Origin of the sequence: Paraburkholderia sp. 22098 (genome assembly GCF_052045935.1) — a bacterium.
Classification (GTDB): domain Bacteria; phylum Pseudomonadota; class Gammaproteobacteria; order Burkholderiales; family Burkholderiaceae; genus Paraburkholderia; species Paraburkholderia caledonica.
The window spans coordinates 150,164-166,148 of sequence record NZ_JBQEPV010000011.1; the positions used below are offsets into that span (position 1 = coordinate 150,164).

At 61.9% G+C, this 15,985-nt stretch carries 13 protein-coding genes and 1 pseudogene; 6 read left to right on the forward strand and 8 right to left on the reverse strand.

From position 1 onward, the window contains the following. The first annotated feature begins 27 nt into the window (after nucleotides 1-27). Both ACTJLB_RS23170 and ACTJLB_RS23175 read left to right on the forward strand, forming a co-directional pair. Nucleotides 28-804, forward strand: coding sequence for a class II aldolase/adducin family protein (locus ACTJLB_RS23170; RefSeq protein WP_440784577.1), 777 nt, complete (start codon nucleotides 28-30; stop codon nucleotides 802-804). 104 nt (nucleotides 805-908) lie between these two features. Then, a pseudogene (locus ACTJLB_RS23175) lies at nucleotides 909-1,109 on the forward strand (4-oxalocrotonate tautomerase); the annotation flags it as partial. 110 nt (nucleotides 1,110-1,219) lie between these two features. Here the strand turns inward: ACTJLB_RS23175 and ACTJLB_RS23180 are convergent. The 7 genes from ACTJLB_RS23180 to garD form a co-directional block, all read right to left on the reverse strand. Next, a complete protein-coding gene (locus tag ACTJLB_RS23180) occupies nucleotides 1,220-2,425 on the reverse strand; it encodes a porin (protein ID WP_020070343.1) in 1,206 nt (401 codons plus the stop codon). A 79-nt stretch (nucleotides 2,426-2,504) separates the two neighbouring features. Further along, a complete protein-coding gene (locus ACTJLB_RS23185; protein ID WP_020070342.1) occupies nucleotides 2,505-3,857 on the reverse strand; it encodes a TRAP transporter large permease in 1,353 nt (450 codons plus the stop codon). 7 nt (nucleotides 3,858-3,864) lie between these two features. Then, complete coding sequence (locus tag ACTJLB_RS23190; protein ID WP_408131178.1) at nucleotides 3,865-4,335, reverse strand: TRAP transporter small permease; 471 nt, start codon at nucleotides 4,333-4,335, stop codon at nucleotides 3,865-3,867. 153 nt (nucleotides 4,336-4,488) lie between these two features. Then, nucleotides 4,489-5,481: a TRAP transporter substrate-binding protein gene (locus ACTJLB_RS23195; RefSeq protein ID WP_020070340.1), complete on the reverse strand. Its 993-nt coding sequence runs from the start codon at nucleotides 5,479-5,481 to the stop codon at nucleotides 4,489-4,491. Between the two features lie 647 nt (nucleotides 5,482-6,128). After that, nucleotides 6,129-7,082 carry an SMP-30/gluconolactonase/LRE family protein gene (locus ACTJLB_RS23200; RefSeq protein WP_440784578.1) on the reverse strand — a complete coding sequence of 318 codons (954 nt, stop codon included), beginning with the start codon at nucleotides 7,080-7,082 and terminating at the stop codon, nucleotides 6,129-6,131. Next, nucleotides 7,079-7,921, reverse strand: coding sequence for an NAD-dependent epimerase/dehydratase family protein (locus ACTJLB_RS23205; RefSeq protein WP_440784579.1), 843 nt, complete (start codon nucleotides 7,919-7,921; stop codon nucleotides 7,079-7,081). The genes ACTJLB_RS23200 and ACTJLB_RS23205 overlap by 4 nt, the downstream gene beginning before the upstream one ends. Before the next feature lie 125 nt (nucleotides 7,922-8,046). Continuing rightward, a complete protein-coding gene (gene garD / locus ACTJLB_RS23210) occupies nucleotides 8,047-9,636 on the reverse strand; it encodes a galactarate dehydratase (protein WP_440784580.1) in 1,590 nt (529 codons plus the stop codon). Between the two features lie 233 nt (nucleotides 9,637-9,869). On the opposite strand from garD, the gene kdgD reads away from it, so the two are divergent. The 3 genes from kdgD (at nucleotide 9,870) to ACTJLB_RS23225 (ending at nucleotide 13,227) form a co-directional block, all read left to right on the forward strand. Next, nucleotides 9,870-10,787, forward strand: a complete 918-nt coding sequence (gene kdgD / locus ACTJLB_RS23215) for a 5-dehydro-4-deoxyglucarate dehydratase (RefSeq protein WP_440784581.1) — start codon at nucleotides 9,870-9,872, stop codon at nucleotides 10,785-10,787. A 183-nt stretch (nucleotides 10,788-10,970) separates the two neighbouring features. Next, nucleotides 10,971-12,320, forward strand: a complete 1,350-nt coding sequence (locus ACTJLB_RS23220; RefSeq protein WP_408413751.1) for an MFS transporter — start codon at nucleotides 10,971-10,973, stop codon at nucleotides 12,318-12,320. Between the two features lie 163 nt (nucleotides 12,321-12,483). Next, entirely contained in the window at nucleotides 12,484-13,227 is a 744-nt protein-coding gene (locus tag ACTJLB_RS23225) for a FadR/GntR family transcriptional regulator (RefSeq protein ID WP_020070333.1), read from the forward strand. A 118-nt stretch (nucleotides 13,228-13,345) separates the two neighbouring features. Here the strand turns inward: ACTJLB_RS23225 and ACTJLB_RS23230 are convergent, their stop codons facing one another. After that, a complete protein-coding gene (locus ACTJLB_RS23230; RefSeq protein WP_440784582.1) occupies nucleotides 13,346-14,953 on the reverse strand; it encodes an aldehyde dehydrogenase (NADP(+)) in 1,608 nt (535 codons plus the stop codon). Nucleotides 14,954-15,175: 222 nt separating this feature from the next. On the opposite strand from ACTJLB_RS23230, the gene garL reads away from it, so the two are divergent. Next, a complete protein-coding gene (gene garL / locus ACTJLB_RS23235; RefSeq protein ID WP_408193277.1) occupies nucleotides 15,176-15,982 on the forward strand; it encodes a 2-dehydro-3-deoxyglucarate aldolase in 807 nt (268 codons plus the stop codon). The last annotated feature ends 3 nt before the right edge of the window (nucleotides 15,983-15,985 follow it).

Here is a 15,985-nt window from a genome sequence, read left to right on the forward strand (position 1 = left end):
AATACCAGACAACCTCAGGAGAGATGTATGTCTTTCATCCACACACCCGCAGGCCGCATTGAGCAATCCGGGCCGACTTCGCAAGCCGAGCAGCAAACTCGCGTCGACCTGGCCGCCGCGTACCGCCTCGTCGCGCTCAACGGTTGGGACGACCTGATCTATACGCACATCTCCGCGAGCGTTCCGGACGAGCCGGGCCACTTTCTGATCAATCCATTCGGTCTCGCGTTCGACGAGGTGCGCGCGTCGAATCTCGTGAAGATCGACATCGACGGCAATATTGTCGGTGCGAGCGAACATGTGGTGAACGTAACCGGCTTTGCCATTCACGCCGCCGTGCATGCGGCGCGCGCAGACGCGTTCTGCGTCATGCATTTGCACAGTACGACAGGCGTGGCCGTGTCGGCACAGCCTGCGGGTTTGCTGCCCGCGTCACAACACGCGCTGCGTTTTTATCGTCAGCTCGCTTATCACGACTATGACGGCCTCGCCTTTGCACCGGCCGAGAGCCGGCGCCTCGTGGAGCATCTGGCGGACAAGCCGGCCATGCTGCTGCGCAATCACGGCCCGCTGACCGTGGGCCGCACCGTCGCCGAAGCGTATGTGCTGATGGCCACGTTGCTTAAAGCGTGCGAGATCCAGTTGCAGGCGCAAGCATGCGGCGCCCCGCTTGTCGTGCCTGACGACGCGGTCGCCACGCGCACAGCCGAGCAACTCTATGACGGCGGCGCAGTTGAAGGAACACTGGAATGGCCTGCGTTGCTGCGCAAGCTGGACCGGCTCGACCCGACTTATCGCGACTGACGGGCGACTGACGGGCAATTAGTACCTGAATTACCCTGACCATACCGCGCAATGACTACCGCAATTGCTTACGCGGCGCGTGATATCAATTAGATTCTCAACGGAGCCGAACCATGCCCACGTTTCGTATCGAACTGTTCGAAGGCCGCTCGCTGGAACAGAAACGCCAATTCGTCGAAGCAATCACGAAAGCGACTTGCGAATCGCTCGGAGTCGAGCCGAATTCGGTCGACATTATTCTCACCGACGTGAAGCGCGAAAATTGGGCAACAGGAGGACGCTTGTGGTCCGACAGCGGAAGCTGAATTGAAACGCTGCGCGCGTGGTGCGCGCAGCGGTTTTATTGCTCAGCGACGCATGAATTAAATGCGTAGCTGTGGCGGCGTAACAACACGCCGCCGCTACCCTGAAGCCATTAGAAGCGGTGAATGATGCCCACGCCGCCTGCAACCTGGCTGCGCGACGAAGACGGCGCGCTGTTCTGACCGTCGCCGATATTGGCCGTCGCGTTGATGATGCTCACGCCGTTGTTGCCGATCGTCTGGCCGTTCGCACGCTGATACGCTTCCACCGCATACAGACCCGTACGCTTGGAGAGGCTGTAGTACTGCGACAGGTTGAACTGGTTATAGCTAGCTGCGCTCGAGATGCCATTCGATTGCGTCGCACGCGTGTAGCTGTAGCCGGCTGCCAGATCCAGTGCACCGATCGGCTTGAAGTGCACCACTGCGCCACCCGTGTTAAACGTCGCCTGATGACGGAAACCTGAGTTCACACCCGGAATGTATTGCACGTTCGAGTACGAGAACGACACGTCCCATTGCGAGTTGAACGTGTAGCCGCCGGTGACTGCAACGCGCTGCTGAGCCTGCGCCGTGCGGTAACCGTTGGTGATGCCGGAAAGACCCGGGCCGGTCGTCGCGCCGTTGTTCGACGTAGTCGAGTCCGGGCCCCACAGACCGCCGCCAGGCGTCGAGTTGTTGATGCGCTGGAAGCCTGCTGCGATACCGAACGGACCGTTCAGGTACTGCACCGCGGCGCTCCACGTCGAGCCGGCGTTGAAGCTGCCCGGCACGCCGCCCAGCGAGTACGAACCGCTTACCGTCAGACCATACATGTTCGGCGACGTGTACACGAGGGAGTTATTCGCGCGATAGATCGTATCCAGCGAATCGAGATCGCCCGGGTGCGCGCCGTAAGCGCCCGTCAGCCACGTAGTCGGGCTATACGGCGACAGCAGCGTGTAGTACGACGTGTACTGACGGCCGGCCGTCAGCGTACCGTACGTGGGATTCGTCACACCGATCCATGCCTGGCGGCTGAAGCCGAGGCCGTTCACGCTCTGCGCGCCGGTTGCGCTGTTAAAGCCCTGCTCCAACTGGAAAATGGCCTTCGTGCCGCCGCCAAGATCCTCGCTACCCTTCAGGCCGAAGCGGCTACCCGCCCAGATGCCGTTGTTCATCTTGACAACCGAGCGGCCGCCCGAAGTCGAGCCGAGCGTCGTCGAGCTGCTTTGGTAGCCGATCCCCGTGTCGACGATACCGTACAACGTCACGCTGCTCTGAGCGTGTGCGCCAAGGGCGAACAGGCCAAGGGCGGAGGTTGCTAGTGCCTTTTTCATTTATGCTCCTCTTTAAAAAATTGTTCTTGACTACCGGTCATTGTCTGAACCGCGCAACCGGTGAATCGGGGATTTCAGGTCAGAAAACCGGGTGTCCGTTTATCACGCTCGGCAACCACGTGGAGAACATCGGCACGTAGGTCACAATATTGATGGCGCTGAAGATAGCGAGGTAATACGGCCAAGCCACCTTGGTAGTTTCCCCAATCGACACATTGCCGATCGCGCAACCAATGAACTGCACCGAGCCGATCGGCGGGTGAACGAGGCCCAATGCGCAGTTCAACAGGATCATGATGCCGAACTGCACGGGACCGACACCGCTATGCATCGCCATCGGCAGGAACAGCGGCGTAGTGATCAGAATGTGCGCCGCCATGTCCACGAATGTGCCGAGGAATACCTGAATGATGTTGATATAGAGCAGCATCAACCAGGGAATGCTCGTCGCGCCGTCCAGCATGTGCTCGATCGCATCGGGGATCTCCAGATATGCCATCTGGTAGCGCAGCATGTTCGAGACGCCGATCAGCAGCAGAACGACGCCTGTGGTCTTCGCGGCCTTCGACAATGCGAAGGAGAGCTTCTTCAGCGTCATCGAGCGATACACCACGACCGTCAGCACCAGCGAATAAGCCACTGCAATAGCAGCGGCTTCCGTCGCTGTTGCAATGCCCTTCGCCACGCAGACCAGAATGATCGCGATCACCATCAGGCCGGGCAATGCGCCGAGGAAGGTCCGCGCGACCGCCATCCAGCCCGGGAAACGCTGCAGTGCGGTCGAGCCATCGGGACGGCGCGGGTAGCCGTAGCGTACGGCTTGCCAGTACGCGGCGATCAGCACGAAGCCCATCACCCACAACACGGGCAGCAGCCCCGAGAACAGCAGATCGCCGATCGACACGCCGCTCATCGGCACACCGTTCAGCGTGCCCGTAATGCCCTGTGCCGCGAACGCGTAGATGATCATGTTCGTCGACGTCGGCATCAGCGCGCCCGCGAGCGACGAATGCGTCGTGACGTTGACCGCGTAAGCGGCGCTGTAACCCTCGCGCTTCATCAGCGGAATCACGACGCCGCCCATTGCCGACGTGTCCGCCGTGGGCGAACCCGAGACGCCGCCGAACAGCGTACATGCGACGACGTTCGCCATGCCGAGGCCGCCGCGGAAATGGCCGACCGTTGCCTGCGCAAAACGCAGGATGCGATCGGCAATGCCCCCGTGCAACATCAGTTCGCCCGAGAAGATGAAGAACGGCACCGCGAGGAACGAGAACGCGTTCATCCCCGAGATCATCGACTGCATCGCGGTGGCGGCCGGCAGCCCTTCATACAGATACGTGAGCACACACGACAGCCCCAGCGCGAACGAAACAGGAACGCCGAGCACCAGAAAGACGATAAAGCTAATAGAGAGGAGTGCAAGTTCCATGATTGTTCTATTTGTGTTTCTTTGCGAAAAGCGTCAGAAGGTTCTCGAATGAGAACAACGCGATGCAGACGCTCGCAATGACCGGGATCAGGTAGCGGAGCGCTTCGGGCAAACCGAGAATTGGAATCTTGTCGTGCAGCGTGGTCTCGGCCATCTGCAGCGAGCCGAAGAAAATCGCCACGGCGAGCGCGATGAGACACAGATGCTGGAACGTGTGCGCGGCGAGCTGACCTTTCTCCGGCAGACTCTTCACCAGCGAATCGAGCCCGATATGGCCGCCTTCGCGGACCTTCAGCGCTGCGCCGAACATCGCGATCACGATCACCAGCAACAGTGCGATCGGCTCGACGAAATCGGGAGCGTCGCTAAACACGTAGCGCATGACGACGCTGTAGATCACCAGCAGACTCAGCCCTGCGAGACTGAGCGAGGCGATAACAGCGAGCGCGCGAAAGATAAAATCGTTTGGGCGTTTCATGAATCTCTTGACCCCATTCTTGCCTACGACGGACCGTTTTTACTCGTTAGTCGTGCTACTTTCCGTCACCCGTTGCGCAATCGCGCAGACAGCGGAAAGCCTCGCAGTACTTCTGCAAGGCTTTTCCGCTGTCGCGAAAGCGCGGTGCGAGCGTTACTTGATTGCCTGGATCTCGTCCACGAGCTGCTTCATTTGCGGCGTCTTCTCGTACTTCGCCCAAACCGGCTGCATCACCTTCACGAAAGCCGCGCGGTCGATCTGCGACGATGCGACGATCTGCGCGCCGCCCTTCGTCACCGTCTTGCTCGCGTCGTTCTCACGCGCGGTCCACAGCTTCTGGTAGTAAGGCACCGAGTCGGCCGCGGCCTTCTTGATGATTTCCTGCTCCTGCGGCGACAACGTGTCCCACACCTTCTTCGAGAAGACGAGAACTTCCGGCGTCATGGAATGCTGGGTTTCCGAATAGACCGGCGCGACTTCGAAGTGCTTGGTCTCTTCGTAAGAAGGCAGGTTGTTTTCCGCTGCGTCGACGAGGCCGGTCTTCAGGCCCGTATAGACTTCGGCAAACGGCATCGGCGTCGGCGTACCACCCATTGCCCTGATTTCGTCGACCATCAGATCGGACGGCTGCACGCGCACTTTCAGACCCTTCATGTCGGCCGGCGTGCGGATAGGCTTTTTCGTGTAGATGGAACGGGCACCGCTTTCATAGAAAGTCAGCGCGATCATGCCCTTCGCCTTGAAGGCGTCCAGGATCTTCTGGCCTTCCGGGCCGTACATCACCTTGCGGAAATGGTCGATGTCGCGGAACAGGAACGGCAGCGACGGAATCATCGATTCAGGCACGATTTCGTTGAATGCCGCACCGTTTGCACGCGCCATGTCGAGTGCGCCGATGCGCACCTGATCGATTGTGTCGTTCTCCGAACCAAGTGCGCTATTGCCGAACACCTTCACGGAATCCTTGCCGCCGGTTGCCGTCTTGATCTGCTCACCCATGTACTTCACGGCCATATTGGTCGGGTAAGTGTCGCCGTGCACGTCCGACACGCGGAACACGCGCGCTTGCGCCGACATGGCGCCAAAGGCCAGCACCGATGCAGCGACAATCAACGAAACACGGGAAGAGGCGAACTTCTTGTTCATCATGACATTCCTTGAAAAATAGACACCCAATCGATGCGAAGGGCTGCTGACGGCTGGCCAAACGCGAACGGCCGGCTGCAAACGGACGGTCCCGGATGTGACATGGTTTGGCTGGGTCTCCCGGTGCGGCGCTCGCGGTCTCCTAAGGTGGCAAATGCTTTGCCGTGCTGTCCGTGCAACGTCCCCGGCACAATGATCAGCACTCCTGTCGGACAACTCGACTTCTTGTACTTCTGCTGCGTCGGCGCACTTTCACGCGAGCGATTGCGCGCGCCAAAGCCGCCATTCATCGCGTTGCAATCTCGAAAAGCGCAGAAAGCTGTCTGTTTGCGCTTATACGTTGTACGACGACATACGAAGTCTATAAAACGCAGTTTGAGTTGTACAGACGGTATTTACCCGAGGAAACAACAGTTCGGCAGGGATGACCTGAATCGGGCACGGGCGAGCCCCGGCGAGGCGGTGCGCCCGATTGCGCGAATAAGTGGAGAACGCACGCAGAACGACGGACATTATTCGGAATAACCGAAAAACGTCGCGTCCGCACGACAATGTTGTATGACGAGTGATGAATTTAATCGTTGCGAAGAGTGGGCGCCGACCGGGCTACCAGGCCAGCGCCCTACGCGAGAACAGTGCGCAGCGACTTAGAGATCGCCGGCGAATTCGGGCTCAGGCAAGCCGCTCACGCCGGGACGTACCGCGAAAAGATGGCCATCATGTTCGCTCGCGCCCGCGCCCGGACGAATCGACGTGACGAAAAGCGTGTCGAGATCGCGTCCGCCGAACGCGCACATGGCCGGCTTGATTGCAGGCACGGCAATCTGCCGGTCGAGTTTGCCTTGCGGCGTAAAGCGCAATAGCGCGCCGGCGTCGTTCGCGCAGATCCAGTAGCAGCCGTCGGCATCCACAGCGGCGCCATCGGGCCGGCCAACATAGTGGTTCAGATCCGCGAAGACGCGGCGGTTGTTCGGCTCACCCGTTTCGACTTCGTAGTCGAAAGTCCATATCTGCCTGCGCAGCGGATGCGAGTCGGACAGATACATGGTCTTGCCATCCGGCGACCAGCCCAGACCGTTTTGCGTAATGAGTCCGTCGACAACCGGCGCCGAGAGCACGCCCTGCGTGTCGAACCGGTAGAGCGCACCGGCTGGATTGGCCAAAGACATGTCCTGCACCATCGTGCCGGCCCAGAAGCGGCCTTGCCGGTCGCAGCGGCCGTCGTTGAAACGCATGTCGTCAAAGGGGAAGACGGGCGCCGCGAGCTTGCGTCCTGTTACTTCGACGGGCTCGCTAGCGCGCACGGCTTGCGCCGCGGCATCGGTCGAACTTCCGCTCAAGGTCACCGCAAACAAGGCAGTCTCGCAGCCTGCGAGTACCGTGCCGCGACGGTCGAACGCGATGCACGCGACCTTCTCCGGCAACAGCCATTCAGAGCGCTCGCCCGTCTCCACCACGAGGCGCACGATTTTTTGCGCTGGAATGTCCACCCAGTAAAGCGCCTGTTCGGCAACACGCCAGACCGGACTTTCGCCGACGAGAGCCGGCGCCTGCCCCGCCGCCTCGACTCGCTCGACGCGCGGATTGGTCGACGCGCTCATCGTTTTGGCTCCATCGGTCCGGCCAGGACGAATGCGCCGCCCTGGAAGCGTTGCGTAGGATCGTCGAGATCGGCGGTCGGAGCCGCGACGGGGAAGAGATGTTCGAACTGGACCGAACTGTCCTGCGGACGAAAGCCGAGGAACGCCGCCTTTGTGTTATCGACCCACTTCGTGCGATTGTCCGAGACGCCGTACACGATCGCATGGCCGACGCGATTGGTGAACAGCGAACAGCGCACCAGCTCGATGAAGTCGCGATAGCTCAGATACGTGACGAGCATGCGCGGGTTCTTCGGTTGCTCGAACGACGAGCCGATCCGCAGACACACCGTCTCCAGGCCAAAGCGGTCGAAGTAATAGCGCGACAGCGATTCGCCGAAGCATTTGGTCACGCCGTAGAGGCTGTCGGGACGCAACGGCGCGTCGATATCCACCACTTCGGTCACTGGATGGAAGCCCACCGCGTGATTCGAGCTCGCGTACACGACGCGCTTCACACCCTGTTTCTGCGCAGCCGAATACAGGTTGTAGAGTCCGCGAATATTCGCTTCGAGCAGATCTTCGAAAGGCGCCTCGACGGAAATGCCGCCGAGATGGATCACCGCATCCACGCCTTCGAGCAGCGCGTGAACCGCGGCTTCGTCTGCGAGGTCGACGATCGCCGCTTCTTCGTGGTCAGCCACTTCGCCGAGCGGCGCGATGTCGGTTACGCGCACGACGTCGGCCCACGCCGCGAGTGCGCCGCGCAATTGCGTGCCGAGATTGCCGGCGGCACCGGTGAGCAGAAGGCGCCGAAAAGATTTTTGTGCAGCCGCGCGGTCAGAATTCGAGTCAGTCATGTCTTTTGTATTTATGAGTAGCCACTGTCAGTGAAGCAATAAAGGCGAATAGAGCCAGTCATGCAACGAGCCGTCAAGCCCAATGTAAAACGAGCCGCGAAATCGCGGCCCGCTAAATCCGGCGATCAGGTCACCGGCGCCGGATTGAAGAGCGCCAGCGCATTGTGCAGCTTGAGCTTCTCCGCACAGGTCTTCTTGCGGCCGCTCGCAACGTCGAGCATGAAGCGGAACAGCTCCCAGCCCACCTCTTCGATCGTTGCTGAGCCTGTTGCAATCGTGCCCGCGTTGATGTCCATCAGGTCATGCCAGCGGCGCGCCAGATCCGAGCGCGTGGCGACCTTGATGACGGGGACTTCCGCGAGACTATACGGCGTGCCGCGGCCAGTCGTGAAGACGTGCAGGTTGATGCCGGCCGCAAGCTGAAGCGTGCCGCAGATAAAGTCGCTCGCCGGCGTGGCCGCGTAGATCAGGCCTTTCTGACGCACTTTCTCGCCCGGCGACAACACGCCGGAAATCGGCGAGTTACCCGATTTGATGATGGAGCCCATCGCCTTTTCGACGATGTTGGAGAGGCCGCCCTTCTTGTTGCCCGGCGTGGTGTTCGCGCTGCGGTCGGCGCCGCCGCGCTTCAGATAATCGTCGTACCACTGCATCTCGCGAATGATCGCCTGAGCGACGTCCGCGTTCGCCGCGCGCGCCGTCAGTTGATCGACGCCGTCGCGTACTTCGGTGACTTCGGAGAACATGACCGTGGCGCCGGCGCGCACCAGCAGGTCAGTCGCAAAGCCGACGGCCGGATTCGCAGTGAGACCGGAGAACGCGTCGCTGCCGCCGCACTGCACGCCGACGACCAGATCGGCCGCCGGGCAGGTTTCGCGACGCCGGTTGTTCAGCCGCTTCAGGTGACCTTCGGCCGTTCTCATGATCGACTCGACCATCGACTGAAAGCCGACGTGCGCCTCGTCCTGCAGCACGACGACATCGCCGTTCTCGTCGGCGCCGAGATCGCCGATATCCGCGATTTCGCTCGGGTTCTGCGCCGCGGCGATCGGGATCGTGCCCGGCGGCATCAAACGCTCCGGCTGCAACTTCTCGCAACCGAGGCTCACCATCATCACCTCGCCGCCGAAGTTCGGATTAAGCGCGATATTGCGGACCGTGCGGATCGGCACCATTGCGTCCGGCGCGTCGATCGCCACGCCGCAGCCGTAGGTGTGGCCGAGACCCACCACGTCGTCGACATTCGGATATTTCGGCAGCAGTTCGGACTTGATGCGCACCACCGCGTGCTCGACGACGTCGGCGACGCACTGCACGGTCGTGGTGATCGCCAGGATGTTGCGCGAGCCCACCGAACCGTCGGCGTTCCGGTAGCCCTCGAACGTGTAGCCCTCGAGCGGCGGCATTTCCGGCGCCTTGATGGTGGCGATCGGCAGGTCTTCGAGCCCCGGCGGGCTCGGCATGCGGATCACGTGTTCGTTGATCCAGCTTCCCCTGGGCAGCGCTTTGAGCGCATAGCCGATCACCACGTTATAGCGGATGACTTCGTCGCCTTCGGCCAGATCCGCAAGCGCGACCTTGTGACCTTGCGGGACGCGCTCGCGCAGCACGAGGCCGTCGGGAAAAACCGCGCCCTCGCCCAGGCCGCCGTCGTTGACGACGATCGCGACATTGTCATTGGGGTGAACGCGAATGTAGAGGGGTGAGAGTTCCATTGCATCGATCCTTATGGCGATTTACGCCTTCTGCGGCAGCAATTCATACGTCATCCTACAACATACATGTTTGCCCGCATGTTCCGTATTTACCCTATGACCAGCATTATGCCGCGAAAACTCCGTTGAGTTAGCCGAATTGTTGTTGTACGATGACGTATAAGAAATCTTCATTTCTATCGATCGACGGTTCAACCGATCTCAACCTTTAGCGACGCCCGGATACATACATCATGACTACACCGCAGGAACTCAAGCAGATCGTCTCGCAAGGCCTCCTCTCCTTCCCTGTCACCGACTTTGACGAAAAGGGCGATTTCCGCGCCGACACTTACGCCGAGCGCCTGGAATGGCTGGCTCCGTATGGCGCGTCGGCATTGTTCGTGGCGGGCGGCACGGGCGAGTTCTTCTCGCTCACGCATGACGACTACTCGAACGTGGTGCGTACCGCGACTGAAGTGTGCAAGGGCAAGGTACCGATTCTGGCCGGCGCAGGCGGCCCGACGCGCGTCGCGATTGCGTACGCGAAGGAAGCCGAGCGCCATGGCGCGAACGGCATTCTTCTGATGCCGCATTATTTGACGGAAGCCTGTCAGGAAGGTATTGCCGCGCACGCCGAAGAGGTCTGCAAGTCCGTGCCGAACATGGGCGTGATCATCTACAACCGCGCGAATTCCAAGCTCAACGCCGACATGCTCGAAGGCCTCGCGGAGCGCTGCCCGAACCTGATCGGTTTCAAGGACGGCGTGGGTGAAATCGAAAACATGGTAACGATCCGCCGCCGTCTGGGCGACCGTTTCTCGTACCTCGGCGGCCTGCCGACCGCGGAAATCTACGCCGCGGCATACAAGGCGCTGGGCGTTCCGGTGTACTCGTCGGCAGTATTCAACTTCATTCCGAAGACGGCGATGGACTTCTACCGCGCTATCGCCGCGGACGACCACGCAACCGTCGGCAAGCTGATCGACGAGTTCTTCCTGCCGTACCTGAAGATCCGCAACCGCCGCGCCGGCTACGCGGTCAGCATCGTCAAGGCAGGTGCAAAGCTGGTTGGCCATAGCGCCGGCCCGGTGCGCGCACCGCTGACCGATCTGACCGAAGAAGAAATGGCGCAACTCGACGCGCTCATCAAGACGCTCGGCCCGCAGTAATGCTGCGCGCCTGACCGGCGGGTGAATTTCGCGCCGGTCAGGAAACAAGCGCCGCACAGGCGGCAGCGCAACAGCGCCCGGGGACAACACCGTCGCCGGGCGTTTTTTGCACATGCGTTTGGGAGCCGCCGCGCCGCTAAGGCCGGGCACCCGCCCCCTTGCATAAGAACTAAGGAGATGACCATGGACCTGAGCCGCACGGCAAGTTCCGCGAACGTTGCGAAGCGCACGAAAGTCCGCTACGCAATCCTGCTGCTTATCTTTGTGATCACCACGTTCAACTACGCGGACCGCGCGACGCTGTCGGTCACTGGCTCGGCAATGCGCGCCGAGTTCGGCTTCGACGCGATCCGGATGGGCTACATTTTCTCCGCGTTCAGTTGGGCGTACGTGCTTTCACAATTGCCGGCCGGCTGGCTGCTCGATCGCTTCGGCGCGCGGCGCGTGTACGCCGCGAGCATTTTCTTCTGGTCGCTCTTCACGCTGCTGCAAAGCTCGATCGGCCTGCTCGGCAGCGCGGCTGCCGCGGTCACCGGTCTCTTCCTGTTGCGTTTCGCGATGGGCGCGGCGGAATCGCCCGCCTTTCCCGCTAACGCCAAGGTGGTGGCAAGCTGGTTTCCGACCAAGGAACGCGGCACGGCATCGGCGATATTCAACTCGGCGCAGTACTTCGCGGCAGTCGTATTTACACCGTTGATGGCCTGGCTCACGCACGCGTTCGGCTGGCACATGGTCTACGTGGTGATGGGCGTCGCCGGCTTACTGCTCGCCCTCACCTGGCTCAAGGTGATGAAGCATCCCGCCGACCACCCGGGCGTCTCCGCTGCGGAACTCGAGTACATCGAACAGGGCGGCGGCGTGGTGAGCGGCAACCACACCGCGCGTCGTGAAAACGTCGAGAAGGCGGGCGGCTGGTCCCTCGTGCGTCAATTGCTGAGCAACCGGATGCTCGTCGGCGTCTATCTTGCGCAGTACTGCATCAACGTGCTGACGTACTTCTTCCTGACGTGGTTTCCGATCTACCTCGTGCAGGCGCGCGGCATGACGATCCTGCAAGCGGGCCTCGTGGCGTCGCTGCCCGCGATCTGCGGATTCTCGGGCGGCGTGCTCGGCGGCATCCTGTCCGATTCGCTGATCCGGCGCGGCCATTCGCTGACCGTCGCGCGCAAGGTGCCGATTGTCGGCGGCATGCTGCTGTCGGTGTCGATCATCGGCTGCAACTACGTGTCCACCGACTGGGTGGTCGTCGCGCTGATGTCGCTCGCGTTCTTCGGCAAGGGCATCGGCGCGCTCGGCTGGGCGGTGGTCGCCGATACATCGCCGAAGGAAGCGCTCGGTTTGTCCGGCGCGATCTTCAACATGTTCGGCAACGTGGCCGGCATCGTCACGCCGATCGTGATCGGCTATCTCGTGGCGAAGAGCGGCTCGTTCAATGGCGCGCTGGTGTTCGTCGGCGCAAATGCGCTGCTCACGGTGTTCAGCTACCTCGTGATCGTGAAGGACATCAAGCGCGTGGAATTGCGCCCGCGCTAAGCGCCGCGCCGAGTCGCCGCCCGGCAGCGCCGTACCGCGCGCCGCCGCTTACCCGCCGCGGCACGGCGCTAAATGATCCGGCCTTTCTATAATCAGTCGTCAGACGACGGTATAATGGATCGCACGAAGTCTCTGCAACTACCTGATTCAAGGGGCGTTTTCGATGGCTACACCACTGGCATCCGCGGCACCGCCACGACGCGCTCGTAATCTCGCCGAGCTCGTCGTCAATTACGTCACCGAGCAGATCGCGTCAAACGCCCTCAAGCCCGGCGACAAGCTGCCGACAGAATCGCAACTCATGGTCACGCTGAGCGTAAGCCGCACGGTTATCCGCGAAGCGATTTCGCGCCTGCAGGCGGGCAAGATCATTGAGACGCGTCACGGCATCGGCAGCTTCGTGCTCGAACCGCAGCGCGAAAAGCTCGGCATCGACATGGTGCCGGCCACCACGCTGCGCGACGTGCTGTCGATTCTCGAACTGCGCATCAGCCTCGAAACGGAATGTGCGGGCCTCGCCGCTCAACGCGCGAAGCCGGAAGACGTCGCTCGCATGCGCGCCGCGCTCGACGCGATCGAGGCGACGCGCCACAACGGACGCGACAGCGTCGACGCCGATTTGCAGTTTCATATCTCGGTGGCGCGCGCCACGGGCAACCGCTATTTCGTGGACATCCTCACGCAAATGGGCAGCGCGCTGATTCCGCGCAACCGGCTCGACTCGGCGGGCATTGCGCGCGCGGAGCCGGACGCGTACCTGTCGCTCGTCAACCTGGAGCACGAGAGCATTCTCGAGGCGATCAGCCGGCACGACGCCGAAGGTGCGCGCGCGGCCATGCGCATGCATCTGTCCAACAGCCGCGAACGGCTGCGCCGCGCGAACGAAATTTCAGAAAGCCATAGTTGACGGGTCGCTGAGCACTTGGCCGTTTCTCACGGCGAATATGCGGCGAATACGCAAAAAAATGGCCGGGGAGTCGCCTCCCCGGCCATTTTTCGTTTCAGCCGCAGTTCAAACGCAATGATCAGCTGCGCGTGATCTCGCCATCGCGGCGGCGCCACAGGTCGAGCGGATTGTCGTCAGCCAGCGCCTGCGGCAGCAGGTCGGCCGGGAAGTCCTGATAGCAGACCGGGCGCAGGAAACGCTCGATCGCGGTCGTGCCGACCGACGTCGCGCGGCTATCGGACGTAGCCGGGAACGGGCCGCCGTGAACCATCGCGTGACACACTTCGACGCCGGTCGGATAGCCGTTGACCAGAAGCCGGCCAGCCTTGCGCTCGAGAATCGGCACAAGCTTTCTGGCTGCGGGTACGTCGGCGCTGTCCATCTGGATCGTCGCGGTCAACTGACCGGCAAAGTGCTCGGCAACCTGCAGCAGTTCGTTTTCGTCCTTGCAACGCACGATCGTCGATGCCGGTCCGAACACCTCGTCTTCCAGCGCCGGCGTGGCGAGGAACGTTTTGGCGTCCGTCACGAACAATGCCGCGCGCGCCTGGTTCGGCCCCGTCACGTCGACGCCGCGCGCCACCGTCTCCACGCCCGGAATACCGGCCAGTTTGCTTTCGCCTTGCGTGTACGCCGAATGGATGCCCGATGTAAGCATGGTCTGCGCGGGCTTGCCGCCCAGCGCCTCGGACGCCACGGCGACGAAGTTCTTCAGCGCGTCGCTATCGACAGCGATTGCAAGGCCCGGGTTGGTACAGAACTGGCCGGCGCCGAGCACCAGCGAATCCACGAAACCGCGAGCGATGTTCTCGGTGCGCTGCGTGAGCGCGTTCGGCATCAGGAACACCGGGTTGATGCTGCTCATTTCCGCAAAGACCGGAATCGGCTCGGGACGCGCCGCCGCGACGCGCATCAGCGCCAGGCCGCCCGCGCGCGAACCAGTAAAGCCGACCGCCTTGATCGCCGGATGCGCGACCAGCGCCTCACCGACCGAATTGCCTGCACCGACGATCAGCGAGAACACGCCTTCGGGCAAATCCATTTCCTGTGCGACGCGTTGAATCACGCGGCCCACCATTTCCGACGTGCCGAGGTGGGCACGATGTGCCTTCACCACCACCGGGCAACCGGCCGCGAGCGCCGCAGCCGTATCGCCGCCCGCCACCGAGAACGCGAGCGGGAAGTTGCTTGCGCCGAACACGGCGACCGGGCCGATCGCAATTTTCTGCATGCGCAGGTCGGAACGCGGCAGCGGCTTGCGCTCAGGCAGCGGCGAGTCGAGCGTCGCGTCGAGCCACTGGCCCGAGCGAACGAATTGCGCGAACAGCTTCAACTGACCGGTCGTGCGGCCGCGCTCGCCTTCGAGGCGCGCTTTCGGCAAGCCCGACTCCTGCTGCGCACGCTCGACGAGCGCATCGCCGAGCGCAGTGATGCCGTCGGCGATACGCTCCAAAAATTCCGCGCGCACCGCGAGCGGCCGTTGACGGTACGGATCGAACGCTTTCTGCGCCAGTTCGCACGCAAGGCCGACGTCGCGAGCCGTGCCGCTGCCGAAAACCGGCTCGGCGATGTCCGAACCGGTGGCGGGATTGAATGCGTGCAGCGCCTCTTCGGCGCCGCGCACCGATTGACGGCCGATCAGCATTTCGCCGGTGATCCGACCGATGACTTCGCTGGAACTGGACATGTCTCTTCCTTTGGATTGAATGCTAAAGATATAAGTCATCCTACAACATAGCAGCGTTCTTGTGCAACCGGAACCGCCCTGCTTCGGCATGGATTCGGGTTAACGTGCCCGTTACAACGCCTTCCTCGGGTGCTAATCTGAAAAAGATATACGACGACCTATAACATGCGGTCAGCCATCGTCGGAACTAGCCCGATCCATTGCCGTTCGAGGAAAACGTTCATGCCAGCCGCGCCCTGCCAGCCTTATCAGTCCCTTCCCAATAGCTTCCGCCAGGCGGTACGCGGAGGCGAAACCCTGATTGGCTGCTGGGCCTCGCTCGCCAGCCCGATCGTCACGGAGTTGCTCGGCGTGATCGGATTCGACTGGATGCTGCTCGACGCCGAGCATGCACCCAACGACGTCCTCACGCTGATTCCGCAACTGATGGCGCTCAAGGACAGTCGCAGCGCGCCGGTGGTGCGCCCGCCAGGCAACGACAGCGTCGTTATCAAGCGGCTGCTCGACAGCGGTTTTTCCAACTTCCTCGTGCCGTTCGTCGATAGCGCCGACGACGCAGCGCGCGCGGTCGCTGCCACCCGCTATCCGCCACAGGGCATTCGCGGCGTTTCGGTGGGTCACCGCGGTAACCGCTACGCGACGGTACCCGACTATTTTGACATTGCCAACGACAACGTCTGCGTGATCGTGCAAATCGAGAGCCGCCAAGCGGTACAGGCCATCGACGAGATTCTTGCCGTTGACGGAGTCGACGGCGTTTTCGTCGGGCCGTCGGACCTTGCCGCGGGATACGGGCACCTGGGCAACGCCGGACATCCCGACGTGCAGCAGGCGATCGCGCATGTGTTCGAGCGCGCGCAGGCCGCCGGCAAGCCGAGCGGCATTCTTGCACCGGTGCAAGCCGACGCAGAGCGCTATCGTGATATGGGCTGCCGCATCATCGCCGTCTGCGCCGACCTCGGGCTCTTGAGGAACGCGGCGCAGACGGTCCACCAACACTTCATACAGAAACCGGCGGGCCAGAGCTGAACC

What these genes read in the sequence shown, in the direction of transcription:
- ACTJLB_RS23220 (WP_408413751.1), top strand. Translation starts at nt 10,971, where the DNA reads ATGGACCTGAGCCGCACGGCAAGTTCCGCGAACGTTGCGAAGCGCACG.
- ACTJLB_RS23190 (WP_408131178.1), bottom strand. Translation starts at nt 4,335, where the DNA reads ATGAAACGCCCAAACGATTTTATCTTTCGCGCGCTCGCTGTTATCGCC.
- ACTJLB_RS23185 (WP_020070342.1), bottom strand. Translation starts at nt 3,857, where the DNA reads ATGGAACTTGCACTCCTCTCTATTAGCTTTATCGTCTTTCTGGTGCTC.
- kdgD (WP_440784581.1), top strand. Translation starts at nt 9,870, where the DNA reads ATGACTACACCGCAGGAACTCAAGCAGATCGTCTCGCAAGGCCTCCTC.
- garD (WP_440784580.1), bottom strand. Translation starts at nt 9,636, where the DNA reads ATGGAACTCTCACCCCTCTACATTCGCGTTCACCCCAATGACAATGTC.
- ACTJLB_RS23180 (WP_020070343.1), bottom strand. Translation starts at nt 2,425, where the DNA reads ATGAAAAAGGCACTAGCAACCTCCGCCCTTGGCCTGTTCGCCCTTGGC.
- ACTJLB_RS23225 (WP_020070333.1), top strand. Translation starts at nt 12,484, where the DNA reads ATGGCTACACCACTGGCATCCGCGGCACCGCCACGACGCGCTCGTAAT.
- ACTJLB_RS23205 (WP_440784579.1), bottom strand. Translation starts at nt 7,921, where the DNA reads ATGACTGACTCGAATTCTGACCGCGCGGCTGCACAAAAATCTTTTCGG.
- ACTJLB_RS23230 (WP_440784582.1), bottom strand. Translation starts at nt 14,953, where the DNA reads ATGTCCAGTTCCAGCGAAGTCATCGGTCGGATCACCGGCGAAATGCTG.
- ACTJLB_RS23200 (WP_440784578.1), bottom strand. Translation starts at nt 7,082, where the DNA reads ATGAGCGCGTCGACCAATCCGCGCGTCGAGCGAGTCGAGGCGGCGGGG.
- garL (WP_408193277.1), top strand. Translation starts at nt 15,176, where the DNA reads ATGCCAGCCGCGCCCTGCCAGCCTTATCAGTCCCTTCCCAATAGCTTC.
- ACTJLB_RS23170 (WP_440784577.1), top strand. Translation starts at nt 28, where the DNA reads ATGTCTTTCATCCACACACCCGCAGGCCGCATTGAGCAATCCGGGCCG.
- ACTJLB_RS23195 (WP_020070340.1), bottom strand. Translation starts at nt 5,481, where the DNA reads ATGAACAAGAAGTTCGCCTCTTCCCGTGTTTCGTTGATTGTCGCTGCA.